Origin of the sequence: Streptomyces amritsarensis, from assembly GCF_001953875.1 — a bacterium.
GTDB lineage: Bacteria > Actinomycetota > Actinomycetes > Streptomycetales > Streptomycetaceae > Streptomyces > Streptomyces amritsarensis.
Genome location: NZ_MQUR01000126.1, coordinates 1 through 17,986, shown reverse-complemented (window position 1 = coordinate 17,986; position 17,986 = coordinate 1). Strand labels below are relative to the sequence as shown.

The window sequence follows — 17,986 nt, the reverse complement described above, 5'->3', positions numbered from 1 at the left end:
CTCGCTCGGCTTGCTCGCTCGGCTTGCTCGCTCGGCTTGCTCGCGCCGTGTGCTGCGGCGTGAGCGGTGTGCTACGGCGTGAGCGGCGGACGGTAGGCGGTGTCCGGGCCGGCCTGCGGCCCCGGCCGGTCCTCGCGGACGACCTCACCCTGGACGATCTTGCCGTCGGGGTAGTGGATGCGCGCCTGCTGGAAGGCGTCCCCGAAGCTGCCCGCGGGGGCCGCGGCCATCTTCCGTTCCAGGGAACGCGTGGCCCTGCGGCCGACCCACGCCCGGACGGGCGGAAGCAGCAGGAACAGGCCCGCGACGTCCGAGAGCAGGCCCGGCAGCATGAGGAGCAGGCCGGCCAGCATGGTCAGGCCGTTGCCCTGGCCGGGCTGCTGCGGGGCGGGCTGCCGCCCCTGCTGCGCCTGCTGGAAGGTGTCCGTCAGGTTCTTGAAGGCCCGGCGCCCGGCGCGCTTGATGACCACCGCGCCCAGGACCAGACCGCCGACGATCAGCGCGGCCACGGCCAGCCCGCCGGCCGCGTCGGCGACCAGGCCGAGCAGCCAGATCTCCAGGATCAGCCAGGCGGCGATGCCCAGGGGGAGGAAGGTTCGGGCGGGCGAGCGCCGACGGGGGGCCGTCGGGGTGCCCGTTCGCAGGGAGCCAGTGCCGGTCGTCATAGCACCCAGTGTGCCTGGCACCGGGTAAAAGTGTCCTCAGCCGGAGGTACGGGGCACCCCCTAAGGGGTGCCGCACCGATCCGGCCGGATCAGGCGCCGCCGTCCCGCCCGCCGGTGTCCTTGCCGGCGTCCTTGCCCAGCAGCTTGGCCGCCTGGGTTTTCAGGCCCCACTGGGTGACCCGCCAGAGGGCCTCCACGACGATGTCCTTGCTCATCTTGCTGTCGCCGAACTCACGCTCGACGAACGTGATGGGGACCTCCACCACGCGGAAGCCCTTCTGCACGGCCCTGCGGGCCAGGTCCACCTGGAAGCAGTAGCCGGCGGAGGCCACGTCCTCCAGGCCCAGGCCCTCGAGGGTCTCGCGCCGGAAGGCGCGGTAGCCGCCGGTGACGTCCCGGATCGGGACGTCCAGCATCAGCCGGGAGTACGTCGAACCGCCGCGCGAGAGGAACTCGCGGGACTTGGGCCAGTTGACGACGCGGCCGCCCGGCACCCAGCGCGAACCGAGGACCAGGTCCGCTCCGGCCAGTGCGGTCAGCAGGCGGGGCAGTTCCTCGGGCTGGTGGGAGCCGTCGGCGTCCATCTCGACGATCACGCCGTAGCCCTCGTCCAGGCCCCAGACGAAGCCCGCGAGGTAGGCGGCGCCCAGCCCCTCTTTGCCCTTGCGGTGCAGGACGTGCACGTGGTCGTCGCCGGCCGCGAGCTCGTCGGCGAGCTTGCCCGTGCCGTCGGGGCTGTTGTCATCGGCGACCAGGACGTGGGCCTCGGGAACCGCCGCCCGGACGCGGCCGACGATCAGCCCGATGTTCTCCGCCTCGTTGTAGGTCGGAATGATCACCAAGGCTGTACCGAGCGGCCCGTAGGTCCGCTGTCCGCCGTCGCTCACTGAGTCCCCTTTTGTGCTCTTGCACGTCCTGTACGTCTGGTCGCAGAGGATGACTCTAGAACATCGGCCGCGGCCCGCCCCGGCGGTGCGGGCGCCGGCGGCCTCCCGGCCGCGCCGGGTCGGGTGATCGGGGCCCGCGGTCCTTCGGGCCGATCAGACTCCCGCTGGCTGCGGGCCGCCGTGACCGTTGTCTACTGGACCGCCGGACCCCGACCTGGGGCCACCCGCCGCCCGGCGAAACCTTCCCTCGCCCCCGAGGCGCGGGCGCGCTGAGCAGACGGATCCGTCCGGCACGACGTCCTGTGGTGGACCCGGCCGAACCTATCCGGGTCCGAGCGCCCGCACCGAACCGAGGCCGACCGGATCACCCCTGTGGGCGTACGAATACCTCCCGCCCGCCGACGACGGTGGCGAGGCACACCGGCAGTTGCGATCCGGGGGTCAGATCGGGCAGTCCGGGCGTGCCCGAGCGGGGGTCGGTGGACCAGCGGGCCACCCGGTCGTCCGGGGCCTGCACCACCAGTTCACCCGTCTGCCAGACCGCGTAGTCGGCCGGGGCGCCGGGGACGAGGACCCCCGCGTCGTCACGGCCCAGGGCCCGCCAGCCGCCCCGGGTGTGGGCGGTGAAGGCGGCCCGCACCGAGACCCGGTGCTCGGGCGTCCGGTGGAAGGCGGCCGCCCGGACGGTGCCCCACGGGTCGAGCGGCGTCACCGGCGCGTCCGAACCGAAGGCCAGCGGCACCCCGGCCTTGAGCATGGCCGCGTACGGGTTGAGGGTGCGGGCACGCTCGGCCCCGAGCCGGTCGGCGTACATCCCGTCCTCGCCGCCCCACGCCGCGTCGAAGGCGGGCTGCACCGAGGCGGTGAGCCCCAGCTCCGCGAAGGCGGCGATGGAGGCCGGGGTCATCATCTCGGCGTGCTCGACGCGGTGCCGGGCCGCACGGACCCGGGCCGGGCCGACCTTCTCGGCAGCCGCCCGGACCCCCTCGACCACCGCGGTGATCGCCGCGTCGCCGATGGCGTGGAAGCCGGCCTGGAGGCCCTCCTCGGTGCAGGCCGCCACGTGCTCGGCGACCGCCACCGCGTCCAGGTACTCCGTGCCCGTGTGCGCGGCATCGGCGTACGGGGCGTGCAGGCAGGCGGTGTGCGAACCGAGCGCGCCGTCCACGAACAGGTCGCCCGCCGCCCCGACGGCCCCCAGCTCCCGCGCCAGGTCCAGGTCCCGGTCGGCCCAGTACCCGAACACGCGCGGCCCCGGCCGCTCCGCCGCCAGGGCCAGCAGGCCGGCGAAGTCCTCGGCGGAGGAGATGTCGGGCCCCCCGCACTCGTGCAGCGAACCGATGCCGAGGGACGCGGCGCGGTCCAGCGCGGCCCGCTGCGCCTCGGCGCGCTGGGCGGGCGTGACCGCCGCGAGCGCGGCCCGCCGTACGGCGTGGTGGTCGTCGGCGGTCAGCGGCAGGTCCCCCTCGGGGCGCACCCCCGGGACCAGGTCGAGCAGGGCCGTGGTGACGACGGCCGAGTGCACGTCGATGCGGCTGAGGTAGAGGGAGCGGCCCCCGGCGGCCTCGTCGAGCTCGGCGCGGCGCGGCGCGCGCCGCTCGGGCCAGCGGGCGGCGTCCCAGCCGTGCCCGAGCAGCACCCGGTCGGCGGGCCGGCCGGCCGCGTACCGGCGTACGAGGTCCAGCGCGGCGGCCAGCGAGGGCGCTCCGGTGAGGTCCAGTCCGGTCAGGGCCAGACCCGCGGAGGTCGTGTGGACGTGCGCGTCGGTGAAGGCCGGGGTCACGAGCGCCCCGCCGAGATCGACGACCTCGTCGACACCCTGCGCGAAGGCGTCGGCCGCGCCTTCGGAACCGACCCAGGCGATCCGGCCGCGCTCGACGACCATCGCCGTGGCGAAGGGGTCGGCGGGGCTGTGTACTTCGCCCCCGCGGAGGAGGACGGTCCTGGTCGGTGCTCCGGCGGCTTCGGCGGAGTGGGCGGTGCGGTCAGTCATGCCGACCAGTGTCCCGCGTCCCCCGGCCCCCTCCGACCGCCGGGTCCCCCACCGGGACCCCCGCGGACGTCACACGCGGGGCGGGCGCGCCTCGTAGGGGGTGGAGAGGACCACCGTCGTACGCGTCGCGACGTGCGCGAGGGCGCGCAGCCGGCCCAGGAGGTCCTCCAGCTCCAGGGGGGTGGCGACGCGCACCTTCAGGATGTAGTTCTCGTCGCCGGCGACGCTGTGGCAGGCCTCGATCTCGGGTACGCCGGACAGCCGGTCGGCGATGTCGTCCGGGGCGCTCGGATCGAAGGGCTTGACCGAGATGAACGCGGTCAGCGGCAGGCCGACGGCCTCCGGGTCGACCACGGCCGCGTAGCCGCGGATCACCCCGCGCTGCTCCAGTCGGCGTACCCGCTGATGGACTGCCGACGTGGACAGTCCCGTGGCCTTGCCCAGATCCGTGTAGCTCATCCGCCCGTCCCGCACGAGCAGATCCACGATCTGGCGGTCCAGCTCCTCCATTGCGCTCATAGCCGCTCAACTTACGGCCAAAGGCACGCCAGGCCCAGTGCTGTCCGCCCACTGGAGGCATCTGCGCCGGGCATGTGACCAAGGCCACAGGGGTATGCAGGGGGAGGCTGGTCTGTTGTGGTTACTCGTGACGCTCGACGGGAAGTGGTTGCTGTGGCCGAGGCCGACGTACCAGCCCGCCCGGCCCACCCAAGGGGGAGTACATCCATGCTGAATTCAAAGCGCGCCGGTCGCACCGAACCGGAGCCTCTCGAACCGCTCGACTCCGGGGAGGACGCGTACCCCGAGGACGGCGAATACCTCGACGACGGCGAGGGGTTCGAGATCCACCACGCGATCTGCCCCGACTGCGGCCAGTCGATCGCCCTCGTCGCGGACGAGGAGTACCTGCCGCAGCACGCGCTCTGCCTCACCCCGTGGAACCCCTTCGGCCTGACCGTGTGCGCCGGCACCGGCCGGCCCGCCTCCGAGGCCCTCCCCACCGTCGGCGTGAACCAGTCGGTGGAGGCGGCGCCGGAGCCCGACTCCGCGGCCCCGTCGGCCCTGCCCCAGGGCCTGGACTGGCGGACGCAGCCGTTCTCGCACGTCGGGGGACCGGGCTCGCGCCCGATCCGCGTCGTGCGCCCGGTCCTGCCGCAGCCGCAGGCGCAGACGCGGCAGCAGCACGCACAGGCGGCCTGAGGGCCGCCCGTCCGCCACGCCTGCCCTGCCCCCGCTCCCCTACCAGTACGTTCCCTGCACCATGGCGGCCAGGCTGGCGTGGTGCAGGATCAGGCTGTCCGGATCCGCCGGGACCTCGACCTCGCCGAAGTGGGCCTGCCGGTAGGCGATGCGCAGCATCACGATCGCGTGCCGCAGCGCCGCGTAGAGGGTGTGGAACTCCATGTCCCGCGGTGTGTGGCCGGTCAGTTCGGCGTAGCGGCGCTCGATGTCCTCGCGCCGCAGGAAGTCCGGCAGGCCGGGCTGGCCGAAGCTCACGGTGAGGTCCTGGAAGAACCGGTGGAGGTACACGGTCCAGCCGAGGTCCACCTCGCGCGGGGCGTACGCCGCCATCTCCCAGTCCAGGACGGCCACCGGCGTGAAACCGTCGTAGACGACGTTGCCGATGCGGGCGTCGCCCCAGTTCAGCACGGCGGGCCCCTTGTCGGCCGGCCACAGCTCCTCAAGGCGGGCGAAGGCGCGCTCGATCAGCGGTGAGGGCGCCAGTCCGCCCACCACCCAGGCGTAGTAGGCGCGTTGGGAGTCCACGTGCCGGCGCAGGGGGCTGCCCTCGCCCGCGGGCAGGAGGAACTCGGCCTCCTGGGCGGGGAACTGGTCGTGCAGCCGGGCCAGCAGCGAGATGGTCGCCTCCTGGAGCGCGTCGCGTTCGGTCCCGGTCGCCGCGTGCAGCCAGTTGCCCTCGTAGGTGTAGGGCATGACGTCCGGCGGGACCCGGCCCTCGGCGCGGGCCATCACGAAGAACGGCGCCCCCAGCGGCCCGGGGTCCTCCTCCAGCCACTGCACGCGCGGGACGGGCAGGTCCGTGTGCTCGGCGACCAGGCTCATCACGCGGTGCTGGCGCGGCATGTCGTACGTGGGGAAGACGGTGTAGGCCGCCGGGTCGGCGGCGAGCCGCAGCGCGCAGGCGCGCAGCGGGGTGTCGGGGTGCTCTATGTCGAAGAGCAGGGTCTCGCTGGACATCCCGTTGGAGCCGGGGACGCGGACGTCGGTGACCTTCGCGCCGGGAAGCCGGCTGTCGAGCCAGGCACCGAGGCGGCGGCCGAGCTCCTCGGGTTCTCGGGTGGAGGTGCGCGGTCGTGGTGCGGTGGCCATGGGTACCCCTTCTCCTGCTCGGGCCTGCGCTGCGGGGGCGTGCGGGGAGGTGCCGGGAGGTGCGGGCCCTACGGGGCGACGGAGGAGTGGTCGGCGAAGCCGCTCGGGTCGTGGCGCCCGAAGCTGCCGTGCTCGAAGATGCCGTACCCGGTCTGCCCGTCGAGCGTGAAGCGGGCCGAGTGGTCGGTGACGCCGAAGGCGGCCGTGGGGTGGGCGCCGGGGTGGGAGAGGTCGTAGACGCGGCGGTCGCTCCAGCCTCGGCCCTGCCACGTGCCGTGCTGCCAGTCGCTCGCGGGCGGGTAGCCGGCGCCGACGGCGAGGGGGGAGGAGTTCAGTATCTCCACGCCCAGTTCCAGGGGCTTGCGGGACGGGTCGGTGAGGTGGATGACGGCGCTCTGGGGGTGCCGGCTGCCGGGACGGTAGCGGATCTCGGTGTGCGGCCAGCCGAGCTGGACGTCCGCGCGGCCGTCGCCCTCGGGGAAGACCTGTAGGGCCTCGTTCAGGGTGCGGTGGCCGTCGGCGTCCTCCTGGGCGATGACCATGACGAAGCGGTCCGCGAAGCGGACCGGGGTCCAGAGCCAGTGGAAGCCCTCGGGGCGGTGCTCCTCGGCCGACCGGCCGCCCTCCTCGCCGGGGATGGGGCGCACGCCCCAGCTCCGGTCCCGGGTGCCGGTCCACTCCCCCGCCGTGAGCGTGAACTCCTCCCCCTTGGCGCGGATCGTGCCGGTGACGTTGCCCGCCTGGACGAAGCGGCGGCCTTCCAGCATGAGCCGGTCACCGCGCCGCTGGATGTGGTGCGGCTCCCAGACCGCGGGGAACTCGGCGGTCCAGGTGATGTCGTACGAGAGCCCGTGCGGGTCGTCGGGGTCGGGGGCGCAGCGCAGCGTGAGCCGGCGGAGGGGCACGTCGACGGTGATGGACAGGGGTCCCACGGACAGGTTCATCCGGTCGTCGGTCAGGGCGTCGGAGGCGCGGACGGCCAGCAGCTCGTCGCCGAGGCGGAGGGTGGCGTAGGCGTCGATGACCCCGGCGTTGGGATAGACGCCGAGGCCGAGGATCAGGACGGCCCGGCCGGCGTGGTCGAAGACGTGGAAGATGCACCGGTCGTAGGCGTTCCGGTCGCCGGTCACGAGGTGCTTCATCGACAGGGGTGCCTGGTGGACGGGGTATTCGTCGAGGGCGACGGGCCGGTCTGCGGGCATGACGAACCTCCGGGGGCGCGGGAAGGCGGGGCATCGGGAGCAGACATGACGGTACGTCAGAAACGCGCCGCTGGACCAGACTTCTGGCACGGTCTGACAGTCGGGCACGAAGTGGCGGAGGCGGTCGGCAACGAGCTCAACACGCACGGAAGGGTGGCCCGTCGCCGCGCGGAAGGCCCCTGCCGGTATTACCGCAGCGGTCTCCGGGACCGGTCCTTCACCCGCTCCTCCATCGCCAGAAGCCGGTTGGCGGCCCGGCTGCGGGCGTCTACGTCGCCGAGTTCACGGGAGAGCAGAGCGGCCTGCCGGCGGACGTCGACGGCCTCCATGAAGCGCCGCGTCCGCAACAGGACCACCGCCTGGTTGACGAGCACCCTGCTCTCGCTGCGCCGGTCACCGAGTTCCCGGAAGATGGCGGCACTTCGCTGACACGCACTCATGGCCTCGCCGTACCGGCGCGTCACCCGGTAGAGCAGGCTGAGGTTGTACAGCGCACTGCCCTCTCGGTGGCGATCGCCGCGTTCGGCCTGGAGCACCAGTCCCCGCCGGGACACGGCAATGGCTTCTTCGTACCGCTTCGCCCTGGTCAAGGCACTGCCCAGATTGAGCAGCGCGTCCGCTTGGGCTTCCATGTCCTCGAGTTCGCCGTGCAGGTCGACGCACTCTCGGAGCGCCTCGATCGCCTCGTCGAACCGGCGTGTCCCCTGGAGGGCTATGGCGAGTTCCATCAGGGCCAGACCTTCCCTGTGTCTGTCGCCCAGGTCACGGAAGACGGACAGGCTCTGTCGGCAGGCGTCTACGGCTTCGGCGAAGCGTCGCTCCTCGCACAGGGCCCAGCTGGTACTGGCCAGTGCCGCTGCTTCGCTGCTTCGGCGCCCCAGAGCGCGGGCGATGGCGACGGCTTCTCTGCCGACGTCGACGGCCCGACCGAACTGCCGTACCTCCGTCAATGCGCCGCCCAACACCACCAAGGCGCTCCCTTCACCACCTCGATCGCCGAGGTCACGGAAGACTTCGATGCTCTGTTCACACGCCTCGATCGCCTCGTCGAACCGGCGCAACGACCTCAAAGCCGCGCCGAGATCACACAAGGTCGCGGCTTCCAAGTGGCGCTGCTCGGTCTCGCATGAGAGGGCGAGCCCCTGCCCGAAGGCTTCGACGGCCTTGGTGTACCGGCCTTTCCCCCGTAATGCGTTGCCCAGTCCCAGCAGGGCCCTGGTTTGGTGGTGACGGTCGGCGAGTTCGCGCGCGAGGGCGAGACAATTCTTGTAAGCGTCGACAGCCGCTCCGAAACGCCTTGCGTGCTGCAAGATCTCCCCGAGGGTGCCCCATGCCGTCATCTCGAGGTTTCGGTCGTCGAATTTCCTGGCTGCCGCGACGGCGTGGTGCCCGGCCGCGAGGGCGTCGTCGAAGTACCGGTGCTCTACGAGGAACCGCACGAGCCCCAGAGCCAGCGCGACGGCGAGCCCTGCCCGTCCGGTTTCGGCCGCGAGCCGGGTGGAGCTGACCAGGTTGAAGCGTTCGTCGACGAACCAGGCGAGGTGCGCGGTCTTTTCGGACGAGCCTGGGGCCCCTTCCTCACCGCAGGGGACGCCCAGGTGGTCGGAGGCGCTCCTGGTGGCGCTGAGGTAGTGCGTGAGAAGGCGGTCCAGGGCATCCTCACGGCCGTCCGTCCCGGCCTGCGCGGTGGAAAGTTCATCGGCGTAGAGGCGAATCAGGTCGTGCATACGCCAGCGTCCGGATCCGATCGGCTGCTCACGCATCAGACCGGCCCGGGTCAAGGCGGAGAGGACGTCTCGAGCGTCGCGCTCGGTCACCCCGGCGAGCGCTGCGAAGCCGTCCGTGGCCAGGTCGGGTCCGGGATTGACGCTGAAGAGCCGAAACGCAAGCCGCTGGTCCGGTCTCAGCAGGCTGTAGGAGAGGTCGAAAGCGGGGCGAACGGCGAGGGAGTGGCCGCCGCCGGTCTCGCAGCTCAACACCGCGAGGCGGGTCCGCATGTCCGAGAGGTCGGCCGCCAGGGTCGCGACGGGCAGGCCGGGGTCGGATATGAGGAGTGCCGCGGCGATGTGCAGGGCCAACGGCAGATGGCCGCAGTGTGCTGCCACCTCCGCGAGTGCCGCCCGCTCGCTGCCGGGGCGTAAGTCGTGTTCGCGGGCCTGTACGAGGGCATGGGCCATGAAATCGGCAGCCTGATCGGGAGCCAGTTCGGCGAGATCGATCAGGCGGGCGGGGAACGTCGGCGAGATGAGGGAGCGGCGGGACGTCACGAGCAGCCGGTGCAGCGGGGAACCCGGGACCAGGTGGCGGACCTGTGCGACGCCGGCGGCGTCGTCAGCCACGACGAGGAGGCGCTCGCCGCGTTCGGCCCGGCGGGCCAGTTCGCACCGGTAGAGGGCGGCCTGCTCGTCGAAGGTCGGCGGTAGGTCGTCGTCCCTGACGCCGAGCGCCCGCAGGACGGCCCCGAGTGCCTGGTCGGCACCGACGGCGCCGTCCTGTTCAGCACCGGCGAGCGGTACGAAGAGGACACCGCCGGTGAACCATCCACGGGCGACTGCCTCGTGCGCGGCATACAGGGCCAGAGCGGTTTTACCGACGCCGGCGAGCCCGGAAACCGCAGTGACGGTGATCGCCGAGGATCTCTGCTCTGCGGGGTCGAGGAGGGTCAGCACCTGTTGGAGCTGCGCATGGCGCCCGAACAGTTGCGTCGGGGCGGCCGGCAGTGCGACCGACGCCTGCGGCTCGGGCCCTCTGCTCGGCGCGAGAACGTACTGGTCGCCGGCAACCATGTTGATCCGGGCGTGGCCGGACGCCCTGGCCCGCTGGGTGCGCCACCGTCGTGTGTTCTTACCGGCCATCGTCGCGCGGTCCCCTGGTGGTTTGATCCCCGGCCACCTGGTTGACGTCGGCTTGACCCGACGCTCTGAGCCGCTGGTCGACGTTGTCCGGGACTTCCGCTTCGCCACCGGCGACATCAGCGGCCGGCGGTACGGCCCCTGCGTACTGGTTTCCGGCCACCTGGTTGGACCGCGAGCGCCCGGAAACACGAGCGCGCTGCCGGACCGTACGCGCGGGCCCGCTCGCCGCGGCCGCCGATCCCGACTCGGCCGGGGGCGGTCGCGAGCCCGCCCACGAGATTGCGGCGGCACAGACCAATCCGGATACGGCGCTCGCGAAGGCGATCGCCAGCGCCCACCTGTTGTTCTCATCGTGCGGTAGCCAATCGAACGATGCCGCCCGGGCCATCCACAGGCAGCCTGCGAACGTGCCGGCGATTGCCGCGAGCGTGACCGACCATCGCGCCAAGCGTGTCATCACCCCTCCTTGCGTGGCTTCCCAGGGTGGCACCGCACGGCGCGCCGGTCGGCGGGTTTCGACGGATCGATCCACCGGCCTGTACAGGGGCGCTAGGCGTGTGATCGCATGCGAACCTTGCAAAGCGCTTCTCGCGCAGAATGCGCCGAAGAACGGTCACCGCAGCCGAGCCGCAAAGAAAAAGAAGCGGAGCACGGGGCGATCGGACGCGCACCGGGCTCCTGCGCGGGGCGCCCCGGGGAAGCCTCGAACGGATACCCGCACGCCGGGGGCGATTACCCGTGCCTTCCGTCCCGCGTTGGCCGGGCATGAGCACGCTTCAGTCTTCAACGGGCCGAAGGCGCCGTCCGAGGCCGTCGGGTTTCGAAGAATCGGTTCAGCGCCCGCTCCCGCGTGAGCCGCAACGCGAGCAGCAGGCGCCGGATCCGCCGATCTACCGCGACCTGATGGCCCGGTGGGCCGACGCCGGCCGCACCCTGCCCGGCCGGCGGGACCCCGAGTGGTCCCGGCTCACGTCGTCCCCGGTCTGGCCTTCCACCAGCAGCGGGCTGTACTGAACCGTCCCGCGGCGGACCGCGTCAGCGGGTCTCGGGCCCGGCCAGGTGGCGGGCGATGACCATGCGCTGGATCTGGTTGGTGCCCTCGACGATCTGGAGCACCTTCGCCTCGCGCATCAGGCGCTCGACGGGGAAGTCCGCGGTGTAGCCGTAGCCGCCGAGGACCTGCACCGCGTCCGTGGTGACGGCCATCGCCGCGTCCGTGCAGAACAGCTTGGCCATGGCCGCCTGCCGGGAGAACGGCTTGCCGGCGTCCCGCAGCCGCGCGGCGGCCAGGTACAGCGCCCGGCCGGCCTCGATCTTGGTGGCCATGTCGGCCAACATGAACCGCAGCCCCTGGAAGTCCGCGATGGGGTGGCCGAACTGCTTGCGGTCCAGCGCGTACGCGAGCGCCTCGTCCAGTGCCGCCTGGGCGACGCCGATGGCGCAGGCGGCGATGCCCAGCCGTCCCGCGTCGAGCGCGGCGAGGGCGATGGAGAAGCCCTGCCCCTCCTCGCCGATACGGCGGGAGTCCGGCACGCGTACGCCGTCGAAGTGCAGCTGGGCGGTGGGCGAGCCCTTCATGCCCATCTTCTTCTCGGGCACGGCCGCGGTCAGGCCCGTCGCGTCCCCGGGGACCAGGAAGGCGGTGATGCCCTTGGGGCCCTCGACGCCGGTGCGGGCGAGGACGGTGTAGAAGTCGGCGACCCCGCCGTGGGTGATCCAGGCCTTGGTGCCGGTGATGATCCAGTCGTCGCCGTCGCGGACCGCCTTGGTGGTGAGCGAGGCGGCGTCGGAGCCGGCGGCCGGCTCGGAGAGGCAGTAGGCGCCCAGGAGGCCTCCGCCGAGCATCGCGGGCAGGTGGGCGGCCTGCTGCTCCTTGGTGCCGTAGCCGCCGAGGCCGTGGCAGGCCAGGGAGTGCACGCTGACGCCGAGGCCGACGGTCAGGCGGGCCGCTGCGAGCTCTTCCAGGACCTGGAGGTAGACCTCGTAGGGCTGCTCGCCGCCGCCGTACTCACCGGGGTACGGGAGGCCGAGCAGCCCGGCCTCGGAGAGCAGCGTGAAGACCTCTCGGGGGAACCGTCCGGAGTCCTCCTCCTCGGCGGCCCGGGGCCGGATCTCACGCTGGGCGATCTCGCGTACGAGGGCGAGGAGGTCGCGGGACTCCTCGGTGGGCAGCTGTCGGTCCACCGGCTGCGGGGCGCGGTCTGTCATAACGGCGCTCTCCTCCCTGGTCGGGCACGGCGGCGGCGCGTGAGGTGTGGGACGCGCCGCCGGATCTCGGGCTCTGTGCAGCCGGTGCTGCCCTCCCGGGTCACGGAAGAGGCTGTTCAGCGGCTGCGGCGGCTTGAGTATGCCCGATCAGGGGCTTCCCGTCACCGGGGCAAGATCACCGACTGTTGCGAACGGCTCTTCGGCACGGGGAGGTGCCGGACACTCCGGGGCGAAATCCTCGATCACCGCCAATGTCGCGCGCGGCCGGCGTACCGGCAGGGCTCCGAGCCGGGCGCGTCCGGGCCGGTCCGGGGCGCTCGGCCCGCCGATCCATTCCAGGGTGGTCCCTTCGACCGCGCAGAGCCAGCCCACGGGGGCGGGACGGGCGATCGGCGGGAGGGTGCGGCGCCCGTACGCGCCTTCGACCGGCCGCGCTGTTGACCTGTGTTCAGTTCCGGTCCCGGCCACGAGCTGCCACAGGACGGGCGCAGTACGGCAGTCGGGCGTGCGGGGACCGCGGCCGGGGAGGTGTCAGAGCCAGCCGACCTGGGTGACGAACATGGCCACGACGACCACGAGGGTCCAGCCGAGGACGTGCTCCAGCCAGTTGGAGTCGTCCTTGGGGCCCCCGGTGCGAGCGAGGCTCCCGGCGGATGCGGTCGGCGCGGCGGTGTCTGCGGTCATGGCGTCCAATGTGCCAGCGTTCGCGGCATTCGCGGTAGAGACGAGCGTCACTGGTGGCGCACGTCACGCGGCCGGGCCCCGGCCGCTCCGGCTGGTGCGCGGTGCGGTCGGGGCCCGGCGTCCGGTCCCGTCCGGCGTCGGTTCGGCCTGTCGGACCTCAGACCCGGGTGTCGCGGCTGCGGCCGGCCATGGCCGCCATCGCGAGGCCGAGGCAGAGGGCGACGGCTCCGGTGATCACATTGCTGACCACCGCGCGCGTCGCGTCCATCTCGCCGGCGATGGCCCACGGGGCGATGATCGTCCAGGCGCCCAGGACGACCGCCGTCCACGCCATCGCATGGGTGCGCTCGTAGGCGGATCCCAGCCCGCCCATGCACAGGCAGAACGCGAGGCCGACGATCAGGTTGTTGATCGCCAGCGGAAGCAGGATGCCGAATCCTGCTATCCACGGCGAGGCGGCCAGGTACAGGCCCGTGATCAGGGCCAGCGCCTCGACTGCCTGCGCGCGGGGAGTGCTGGTCACCCGCTCGAACCGGGTGCGCATCTCGGCGAGGTCCGGGTGGTGCTCGATGCTGGGATGGGTGGTCATGGCGGCCGCCTCCTACGAGAAGCCTTTATGTGCCATTTACCCCATAATATTCCGCTTTCCGGGGCTGCCTGGTCAACGGGCAATTTCTGCGATCTCCCCGCTGCCCCGCAGCACGCCCCCTGCCCCACAGCACACCCCCCGCCTCACAGCACGCCCACCGTCCGCAGGGCGAGGATCTGCGCGGCGGACGGCAGGGCGGGGCCGTAGAGGTAGCAGACCCCGCCGCTGCCGGAGGCGGTCTTGCCGGCGGCGGCGGTCCGCTTGGTGCGCAGCCAGATGTTCTCCCACTCGGCGCGCTTGTAGACCCGGCGTACGGACGGGTTGTCCTGGGCGTGGGGGTCGTTGGCGACCACGTCCCCGGCGGCGGTGAAGCCGACGACGGTCATCAGGTGGCCGGCGGTGCCGTACCCCGCGCCGGTGAGCTCGTCCGCCCGGAAGGAGGTGGAGGTGATGGCGGGGATGCCGGCCCGCACCACGGTCTCCAGGTCGGTCAGGGAGGCGAGGCGGGTGACGACCCCGGCGAGGCCGCTGTAGGTGGCGGCGTAGGCGGCGTTGAAGGACCAGTTCCCGCAGCCCTTGTAGGCGGCGTCGTAGGTGGAGCGGGCGGCGTGGCAGACCTGGGGGTCCGTGTACGAGGGGTCCACCCAGGCCAGGGCGGCGGGCTCGGCCTTGCCGCCGAAGTGCTCGATGACCATCTGGGAGGAGGTGGGGCTGCACCAGGCCTCGCCGCCGTTGTCGTATTCGGGGTAGCGCCCGGTGTGGATCTGCTGCGAGTAGCGCGGGACCTTCAGCTCGTGGGCGGTGCCGGAGGGGCGGGAGGCGGGGACGGTGAAGCGGTCGGGGATGTCGGAGGCCATGGCGCCCGCCAGCCACACCGTCGGGCCGTCGGCGGCGCCGGGCCGGCGGTGGAGGGTCAGGCGCATCCGCCAGCCGGCGATGCGCAGCCCCCCGGCCGCGGCGGGTGCGTCGACGGCCAGGGTGTCGGTCCAGACGGTGGACCGGCCGTCGGTCTGGCCGTCCACCGAGGTGCGCCTGATGTCGGTGTCGCCGGAGGCCCACCGGCCCATCACGTACCAGGGGCCGGTGGCACCGTCGGTGTAGGTGGCGCACAGCTCGACCTGGATCCACGTGCCGGCCGGGGTACGGGCGTTCCAGGAGGGGACGGCCTCGGTGGCGGGCACCGTGGAGCGGTGCAGCGGGGAGGTCCAGGTGGCGTACTCCCAGGTGCTCTTGCGCCCGGTGTGCGGGTCGGCGTACTCGGTGCGGCCGACGGGCGTGCGGATCTCCAGGCCGGGGCGGGTCCCGGCGGCGGCCGCGGTGCCCTGGTGGGTGCCGGCCCGCCAGTGGCCGTACGAGAACCAGAAGCGGTTGTCGACGCTGCGGCCCTGGGCGCGGGGGGCCGGGGCGGCGGCCGCCGGGCTGCCGCCGCCGGGGACGGCGGCGGCGGTGGCCGCGGTGGCGACCGCGAGTGCGGCGACGAGTACGGCCCTGCGCGGCGTGGGTGCGGTCATCGCGTGGTCCCCCGGGACGGGTCGGTGCTTCGGTGGTGTCACCCTTCCAGGTTCCCGGCGGTCGAAGGCCCAAGCCACGGGTCGTGTCGGGCTTGTCTACGCTGGTCGGGTGGAGTCTCACCCGTCACACCCATCACTCAAGCCACTCGCTCGGGAGCTCGCCGCCCTGCCGTGCTCCCTCGGCCCGGTGCGCCTGGTCGGGATCGACGGCCACGCCGGCTCGGGGAAGAGCACCTTCGCGGCGCGGCTCGCCGAAGCGCTGGGCGGGGCTCCCGTGCTGCACCTGGACGACGTGGCCAGCCACGAGGAGCTGTTCGGCTGGGAGGAGCGGCTGCGCAGCCAGGTGCTGGAGCCCCTCGCGGGCGGGCGGCCCGCACACTGGGCCCCGTACGACTGGGTGGAGCGCCGCTTCGGACCGGAGCGGGTGCTGGAGCCGGCGCCCGTGCTCCTGGTGGAGGGGGTCGGCGCGGGGCGGCGGGCGCTGCGCCCGCACCTGGCCCGGCTGTTGTGGATGGAGACCCCGCGCGCGGAGTCGTGGCTGCGGGGCCGCCGCCGGGACGGGCGTGAACTCTCCGGTTTCTGGGACGGATGGGAGCGCGCGGAGCACGCGCACTTCTCCCGCGATCCTTCGCGCCCCTTCGCCGACACTCTGGTACGTCAGAGCGGTACGGGATACGAGTGGACTTCCGGGGCCGGAGGGACGACGGGAACCCCGGCTTCCGTCACCGACGGTGACGGACTCCCCCGGGCCTGAACGGCCTCGGAATTACGTCCGGCCGGGCCTGCGCCGACCTGCTTGACCTGGGGCCCGCAGCGGCCTTACGTTCTCAATGCGGGGCCGTTACCGGCCGCCGCGCACACGGAGCCCCCGATTGTTCCCCCGTGATCGGGGGCTTCGTTCTGCCCGCGCACCCCCTTCGCAGGCGCGCCGCGCGGGGCAGGCACCCCCCGGATGTGCACTCTGCGTCACCGGACGCGCCCGGGGCTCCCTCCCGAACCGGACCCGCCGCACCCTACGTAAGGCGCGAAAGCGCAGGTACGATGCAGCCCTGATTTCAGCGACGCCAGGCGGGGGCACCGGACAACTCGCGCGCTCGAAGCGGGGGTTGCGGCGCACCACGGGGCAGGCTTGTGGGGGACGTGATGGATTTCGGCACGCCGGGCAGCATGCACGCCCCGGCCGAACTCGCCTGGTTGCGGGGGGTCGACGCCTGCACCATGGGCGCGTACCCGCAGGCCGAGGAGGAGTTCCGGACGGCCGTACGGCTCGACCCCTCGATGGCCGACGCGTGGCTGGGCCTGCACGCCCTCCGGGTCGACACGGGAAACGCGTTATTGCGCATGTACGCCCACCGGGACCGCTTCGGCGAGCAGCGGGCCCGGCACCGCAGGACCCTGAACTCGTGGTACTGGTTGGGCTGGTGGGTTCAGCCGGTGCTGGAGAACCGGCGGGACCTGCTGCTCGCCCACGCCTCGCACTGGCTGGACGGCCGGCACGTCCCGGAGCTGGACCAGGCCCTCGCCGCGCTGCCGCCGGTCGACACCGACCCGCAGGTGCGGTTCCTGCACGCCTGCCGGGCCTATCTGGTCAAGGACTGGGAGCAGTTGGTCCGGCACACCGAGCCGCTGGTCAACGATCCGCTGCTGGGGATCGAGTCGGGGCTGTTCGGCGGGATGGCACGGGTGCGGCTGGAGATGTACGGGCAGGCGGAGCCGCTGCTGTCGGCGGCGCTGATGCGCTGCCGCAGCGAGCAGCCGCAGCGCAAGGAGCTGCGGTACTGGCTGGCGCGGGCGCACGAGGGGACCGGGCGCAGTGCGGCGGCGCTGCCGCTGTACCGGGCGGTGCACCGGGTGGACCCCTCGTTCATGGACACCGCGGCCCGGCTGACGGCCATCGAGGACGGCGACGACACCGACGGCATGGCCGACCTGGCGGGCCTGGCCGGGTACTCCGGGTACGGCGGCTACGCGGGGCACGGCCCGTCCCCGGTCGGCGGGGACTTCGCGGCGGTCGCCCTGGGCGGCCCGCCGGGCGGCGGGCCGGTCCAGGACATCGCCGCGGACGGCCCGGCAGGGCTGGACCCGCTGGTGACGCCGCCTCCCCCGCCCGGCCGGATGGAAGGCGTACGGCGCAAGGCGGCCGTGCCGCCGCAGGGCTCGGCGGAGGGGCTGCCGACCGGGCCGTCGGACCCGGCGGCGCTGGCCGAGGCGCTGGCGGAGCTGGAGCGGATGGTGGGCCTGGAGCCGGTCAAGCGGCAGGTGAAGGCGCTTTCCGCGCAGCTGCACATGGCACGGCTGAGGGCGGGCCAGGGGCTGCCGGTGCAGCCGCCGAAACGGCACTTCGTCTTCTCCGGCCCCTCGGGCACCGGCAAGACCACCGTGGCGCGGATCCTGGGGCGGGTCTTCTACGCTCTGGGCCTGCTCGGCGGGGACCATCTGGTCGAGGCCCAACGCGCCGATCTGGTGGGTGAGTTCCTCGGCCAGACCGCGGTGAAGGCCAACGAGCTGATCGACTCGGCGATCGGCGGGGTGCTGTTCGTGGACGAGGCGTACTCGCTGTCGAACACGGGCTACAGCAAGGGCGACGCGTACGGCGACGAGGCCCTGCAGGTGCTCCTGAAGCGGGCCGAGGACAACCGGGACCACCTGGTGGTGATCCTGGCCGGCTACCCGGCCGGGATGGACCGGCTGTTGGCGGCCAACCCGGGGCTGTCCTCGCGGTTCACCACACGGGTGGACTTCCCCAGCTACCGGCCGCCGGAGCTGACGGCGATCGGCGGCGTGCTGGCGGACGCCAACGGGGACCGCTGGGACGAGGAGGCCCTGGAGGAGCTGCGCAGCATCAGCGGGCACGTGGTGGAGCAGGGCTGGATCGACGAGCTCGGCAACGGCCGCTTCCTGCGCACCCTGTACGAGAAGAGCTGCGCGTACCGGGACCTGCGGCTGGCGGGCTTCGCCGGCGAGCCGTCGCGGGACGACCTCGCCACGCTGCGGCTGCCGGATCTGATGCAGGCGTACGGGGAGGTCCTGTCGGGCCGCGGCCCCCAGGAGCGGCCCGAGC

General features: G+C 72.9%; 15 protein-coding genes. 3 read left to right on the top strand and 12 right to left on the bottom strand.

Annotation, left to right across the window (positions count from 1 at the left end):
- Positions 1-71: 71 nt before the first annotated feature.
- The 4 genes from fxsA to AVW11_RS32475 form a co-directional block, all read right to left on the bottom strand.
- Complete coding sequence (fxsA, locus tag AVW11_RS32490; protein ID WP_076046824.1) at positions 72-665, bottom strand: FxsA family membrane protein; 594 nt, start codon at positions 663-665, stop codon at positions 72-74.
- Positions 666-754: 89 nt separating this feature from the next.
- Entirely contained in the window at positions 755-1,552 is a 798-nt protein-coding gene (locus tag AVW11_RS32485; RefSeq protein ID WP_076046823.1) for a polyprenol monophosphomannose synthase, read from the bottom strand.
- Between the two features lie 364 nt (positions 1,553-1,916).
- A complete protein-coding gene (locus AVW11_RS32480) occupies positions 1,917-3,545 on the bottom strand; it encodes an amidohydrolase (RefSeq protein WP_076046822.1) in 1,629 nt (542 codons plus the stop codon).
- A gap of 69 nt (positions 3,546-3,614) precedes the next feature.
- The gene (locus AVW11_RS32475) at positions 3,615-4,055 is read right to left on the bottom strand and encodes an Lrp/AsnC family transcriptional regulator (RefSeq protein ID WP_030663734.1); all 441 of its coding nucleotides are present in this window, start codon (positions 4,053-4,055) and stop codon (positions 3,615-3,617) included.
- A gap of 216 nt (positions 4,056-4,271) precedes the next feature.
- Here AVW11_RS32475 and AVW11_RS32470 point away from each other — a divergent pair, with 216 nt between their 5' ends.
- Positions 4,272-4,745: a hypothetical protein gene (locus tag AVW11_RS32470; protein WP_030851581.1), complete on the top strand. Its 474-nt coding sequence runs from the start codon at positions 4,272-4,274 to the stop codon at positions 4,743-4,745.
- A gap of 39 nt (positions 4,746-4,784) precedes the next feature.
- On the opposite strand, the gene AVW11_RS32465 is transcribed toward AVW11_RS32470, so the two are convergent.
- From AVW11_RS32465 to AVW11_RS32435, 8 genes are all read right to left on the bottom strand, one after another.
- Entirely contained in the window at positions 4,785-5,876 is a 1,092-nt protein-coding gene (locus tag AVW11_RS32465) for a phosphotransferase family protein (RefSeq protein WP_076046821.1), read from the bottom strand.
- Between the two features lie 68 nt (positions 5,877-5,944).
- Complete coding sequence (locus tag AVW11_RS32460; RefSeq protein WP_060180634.1) at positions 5,945-7,078, bottom strand: Rv3169 family protein; 1,134 nt, start codon at positions 7,076-7,078, stop codon at positions 5,945-5,947.
- A 188-nt stretch (positions 7,079-7,266) separates the two neighbouring features.
- Positions 7,267-9,933 carry a tetratricopeptide repeat protein gene (locus AVW11_RS32455; RefSeq protein WP_158076180.1) on the bottom strand — a complete coding sequence of 889 codons (2,667 nt, stop codon included), beginning with the start codon at positions 9,931-9,933 and terminating at the stop codon, positions 7,267-7,269.
- On the bottom strand, positions 9,923-10,390 hold the full coding sequence (locus AVW11_RS37570) for a hypothetical protein (RefSeq protein ID WP_158076179.1): 468 nt from the start codon (positions 10,388-10,390) through the stop codon (positions 9,923-9,925). The genes AVW11_RS32455 and AVW11_RS37570 overlap by 11 nt, the downstream gene beginning before the upstream one ends.
- Positions 10,391-10,968: 578 nt before the next feature.
- Complete coding sequence (locus AVW11_RS32445; protein ID WP_060180636.1) at positions 10,969-12,141, bottom strand: acyl-CoA dehydrogenase; 1,173 nt, start codon at positions 12,139-12,141, stop codon at positions 10,969-10,971.
- A gap of 531 nt (positions 12,142-12,672) precedes the next feature.
- The gene (locus AVW11_RS36945) at positions 12,673-12,825 is read right to left on the bottom strand and encodes an SCO1431 family membrane protein (protein WP_167389260.1); all 153 of its coding nucleotides are present in this window, start codon (positions 12,823-12,825) and stop codon (positions 12,673-12,675) included.
- 157 nt (positions 12,826-12,982) lie between these two features.
- Complete coding sequence (locus AVW11_RS32440; protein ID WP_060180637.1) at positions 12,983-13,414, bottom strand: SPW repeat protein; 432 nt, start codon at positions 13,412-13,414, stop codon at positions 12,983-12,985.
- Between the two features lie 143 nt (positions 13,415-13,557).
- Positions 13,558-14,925 carry a peptidase C39 family protein gene (locus AVW11_RS32435; RefSeq protein ID WP_076046820.1) on the bottom strand — a complete coding sequence of 456 codons (1,368 nt, stop codon included), beginning with the start codon at positions 14,923-14,925 and terminating at the stop codon, positions 13,558-13,560.
- Positions 14,926-15,034: 109 nt separating this feature from the next.
- Between AVW11_RS32435 and AVW11_RS32430 the strand changes: the two genes are divergently transcribed.
- Positions 15,035-15,679 (top strand): uridine kinase family protein, encoded by a 645-nt coding sequence (locus AVW11_RS32430; RefSeq protein WP_076046819.1) that lies wholly within the window; start codon positions 15,035-15,037, stop codon positions 15,677-15,679.
- A 389-nt stretch (positions 15,680-16,068) separates the two neighbouring features.
- Positions 16,069-17,986: AAA family ATPase (locus AVW11_RS39040; RefSeq protein WP_206281941.1), on the top strand; the 1,918-nt coding region annotated here is incomplete at its 3' end.